Annotated in this window: 4 protein-coding genes; all 4 read left to right on the plus strand. The window is 65.2% G+C overall.

The genetic code is table 11. The annotated features are described in order from the left end of the window. The first annotated feature begins 128 nt into the window (after positions 1 to 128). A complete protein-coding gene (locus B3361_RS17920; protein ID WP_029613156.1) occupies positions 129 to 725 on the plus strand; it encodes an amino acid synthesis family protein in 597 nt (198 codons plus the stop codon). A gap of 68 nt (positions 726 to 793) precedes the next feature. Continuing rightward, positions 794 to 1627, plus strand: a complete 834-nt coding sequence (locus B3361_RS17925; protein ID WP_029887620.1) for an alpha/beta fold hydrolase — start codon at positions 794 to 796, stop codon at positions 1625 to 1627. Next, positions 1624 to 3105, plus strand: coding sequence for an aldehyde dehydrogenase (locus tag B3361_RS17930; protein WP_054905970.1), 1482 nt, complete (start codon positions 1624 to 1626; stop codon positions 3103 to 3105). Before B3361_RS17925 ends, B3361_RS17930 begins: the two co-directional genes overlap by 4 nt. Before the next feature lie 13 nt (positions 3106 to 3118). Then, on the plus strand, positions 3119 to 3442 hold a 324-nt coding region (locus B3361_RS17935; RefSeq protein ID WP_009683728.1), incomplete at its 3' end, for a flavin reductase family protein.

Below are 3442 nucleotides of genomic sequence, written 5' to 3' on the forward strand. Positions count from 1 at the left end.
GACTTTCGACTTTCGACTTGCAGCCTCCCGCCCCCCCGCAAGAGAAATTTCCCCCCCCCTCTTGCACAACAAATATTATGGTATACCATCAGACAACAAGAGCTGATAACCCTCACCAGGAGCCACCCATGAGTTTCGAAATCCGCAAGATCGTCACCTACTCCGAAGAGACCCGCATCGAAGGCGGCAAGGCCACCGACAAGCCGGTGACCATGGTCGGCCTGGCCGTGGTGATCAAGAACCCATGGGCCGGTCGCGGTTTCGTTGAAGATCTGAAGCCGGAAATCCGCGCCAACTGCTCGGAGCTGGGCGCGCTGATGGTCGAGCGCCTGACTGCCGCCATTGGTGGTGCCGACAAGATCGAGGCCTACGGCAAGGCCGCCGTGGTGGGTGCCGATGGCGAAATCGAGCACGCTTCGGCGGTGATCCACACCCTGCGCTTTGGCAACCACTACCGCGAAGCGGTACAGGCCAAGAGCTACCTGAGCTTCACCAACAAACGTGGTGGCCCAGGCACCTCGATCCAGATCCCGATGATGCAGAAAGACGACGAGGGCCTGCGCTCGCACTACATCACCCTGGAGATGCAGATCGAAGACGCACCGCGTGCCGATGAAATCGTCGTGGTGCTGGGCGCTGCCGACGGCGGCCGCCTGCACCCGCGCATCGGCAACCGCTACATCGACCTGGAAGAACTGGCTGCCGAAAAAGCCAGCGCTCAATAACAACAACCAAGACGGGCCGGGGCGTGGCGTGCTTACCCGCCGCGCCCGACCTTCAAGGAGCGCCCTCCATGATTCAGCCTGTCGCTGAACGCACACCTGCCGGCACCAGCTACCTGTCCGTCGGCCAGGGCCAACCCGTGGTACTGATCCACGGCGTGGGCCTGAACAAGGAAATGTGGGGCGGTCAGTTCGTTGGCCTGGCCAACGACTACCGCGTCATCGCCTATGACATGCTCGGCCACGGGCAAAGCCGCGTGCCGGCTGCCGATACCCCGCTGGAAGGCTATGCCGACCAGCTCGCCGAACTGCTTGACCACCTGCAAATCGCCCAGGCCACGGTAATCGGCTTTTCCATGGGCGGCCTGGTTGCCCGGGCCTTTGCCCTCAACTACCCGCAGCGCCTGGCGGCACTGGTGGTTCTCAACAGCGTGTTCAACCGCAGCCCCGAGCAGAGCGCCGGCGTTATCGCCCGCGCCGCCCAGGCCGCAGAGCTGGGCCCCGACGCCAACGTCGACGCCGCCCTCGAGCGCTGGTTCAGCCGTGAATACAAGGCCGCCAACCCGGCCCAGGTCGCCGCTATCCGCCAGGTACTGGCGAGCAATGACCCGCAGGGCTACCACACCACTTATTCGCTGTTCGCCACCCAAGACATGTACCGCGCCAGCGACCTGGGCAGCATCCAGGTGCCGACACTGATTGCCACCGGCGAGCTCGACTCGGGCTCCACACCGGCCATGACCCGCCAGCTCGCGGCGCGCATCCCAGGTGCGCACAGTGTGGTGCTGGCCGAGCAACGGCATATGATGGCGGTGGAAGCACCGCGTGAAGTCAACAAGATGCTGCTGGACTTCCTCGCGCAAGCCCGCACCCTTACCGAATCCGCCAAGGGGATTGTTGCATGACCCTCGTTCGTTTCCAGATGTGCATCGACGGCCAATGGCGCGATGCCCAGAGCGGCAAGACCTTCGACAGCCTCAACCCGGCCACCGCCCAGGCCTGGGCACAGTTGCCCGATGCCGACGAGGCCGACGTGGAGCTGGCCGTGCAGGCCGCCCAGCGTGCCTTCGACAGCAAGCAGTGGCGCAGCATCACGGCCACCGCGCGCGGCAAGCTGCTGCGTCGCCTGGGTGACCTGATTGCCGAGAACAAAGAGCACCTGGCGCAGCTGGAGAGCCGTGACAACGGCAAGCTGATTCGCGAAACCCGCGGCCAGGTCGGTTACCTGCCCGAGTTCTTCCACTACACCGCCGGCCTGGCCGACAAGCTCGAAGGTGGCACCCTGCCGCTGGACAAGCCCGACCTGTTCGCCTACACCGTGCACGAGCCGATCGGTGTGGTCGCCGGCATCATCCCGTGGAACAGCCCGCTGTACCTTACCGCGATCAAACTGGCCCCGGCCCTGGCGGCCGGCAACACCATCGTGCTCAAGCCGTCCGAGCACGCTTCGGCGACCATCCTGGAGCTGGCCCGCCTGGCCCTGGAAGCCGGCTTCCCGCCGGGTGTCGTCAACGTGGTCACCGGCTACGGTCCAAGCACCGGCGCGGCGCTGACCCGCCACCCGCTGGTGCGCAAGATCGCCTTCACCGGCGGTGCAGCCACTGCCCGCCACGTGGTGCGCAGCAGTGCCGAGAACTTCGCCAAGCTGTCGCTGGAGCTGGGCGGCAAATCGCCGAACATCATCTTCGCCGATGCCGACTTGGACAGCGCCATCAACGGCGCCGTGGCCGGCATCTATGCCGCCTCAGGGCAAAGCTGCGTCGCCGGCTCGCGCCTGCTGGTGCAGGACGAGATCTTCGACGAGTTCGTCGAGCGCCTGATTGCCCGCGCCAAGCGCATCCGCATCGGCAACCCGCAGGACGATGCCAGCGAAATGGGCCCGATGGCGACCGCGCAGCAGTTGGCCGTGGTCGAAGGCCTGGTCGCTGCGGCCAAGGCTGAAGGCGCCAAGCTGCACATGGGTGGCAAGCGGGCCGAGGTCGAAGGCGAAGGCTGGTTCTACGAACCGACCCTGTTCGAGTGCGACAGCAACTCGATGACCATCATGCAGGAAGAAGTGTTCGGCCCGGTCGCGACGGTCATCCGCTTCAAGACCGAGGAGCAGGCGCTGGAAATCGCCAACGACTCGCAGTTCGGCCTGGCGGCCGGTATCTGGACCCGCGACCTGGGCCGCGCCCACCGCCTGGCCCGTGACGTGCGCTCGGGCATCATCTGGGTCAACACCTACCGCGCCGTGTCGGCCATGGCCCCGATCGGCGGTTTCAAGAACAGCGGCTACGGCCGTGAGAGTGGCATCGATTCGGTGCTGGCCTATACCGAGCTGAAGACCGTGTGGATCAACCTGTCCACCGCGCCCATGCCCGACCCGTTTGTGATGCGCTAAGAGGTAGCACGAGATGATCGAACCTGGCATCTACAAAGACGTGATGGGCTCCTTCCCGTCCGGCGTTACGGTTGTCACCACCCTGGACGCCGACGGTGGCATCGTCGGCATCACCGCCAGTGCCTTCAGCGCCCTGTCGATCGACCCGGCGCTGGTGCTGTTCTGCCCCAACTACGCCTCTGACACCTACCCGATCCTGCGCGACAGCAAGCAGTTCGCGATCCACCTGCTGTCGGCCGAGCAAACCGCCGAGGCCTATGCGTTTGCCGGCAAGGGCAAGGACAAGGCCAAGGGCATCGAGTGGCACCTGAGCGAGCTGGGCAACCCGCTGCTGGCG

Source organism: Pseudomonas sp. UBA6699 (assembly GCF_002454615.1).
In the GTDB taxonomy this organism is placed as follows: domain Bacteria; phylum Pseudomonadota; class Gammaproteobacteria; order Pseudomonadales; family Pseudomonadaceae; genus Aquipseudomonas; species Aquipseudomonas juntendi.

Coding starts and splice junctions, on each gene's coding strand:
- B3361_RS17930 (WP_054905970.1), top strand. CDS start 1,624: ATGACCCTCGTTCGTTTCCAGATGTGCATCGACGGCCAATGGCGCGAT.
- B3361_RS17925 (WP_029887620.1), top strand. CDS start 794: ATGATTCAGCCTGTCGCTGAACGCACACCTGCCGGCACCAGCTACCTG.
- B3361_RS17920 (WP_029613156.1), top strand. CDS start 129: ATGAGTTTCGAAATCCGCAAGATCGTCACCTACTCCGAAGAGACCCGC.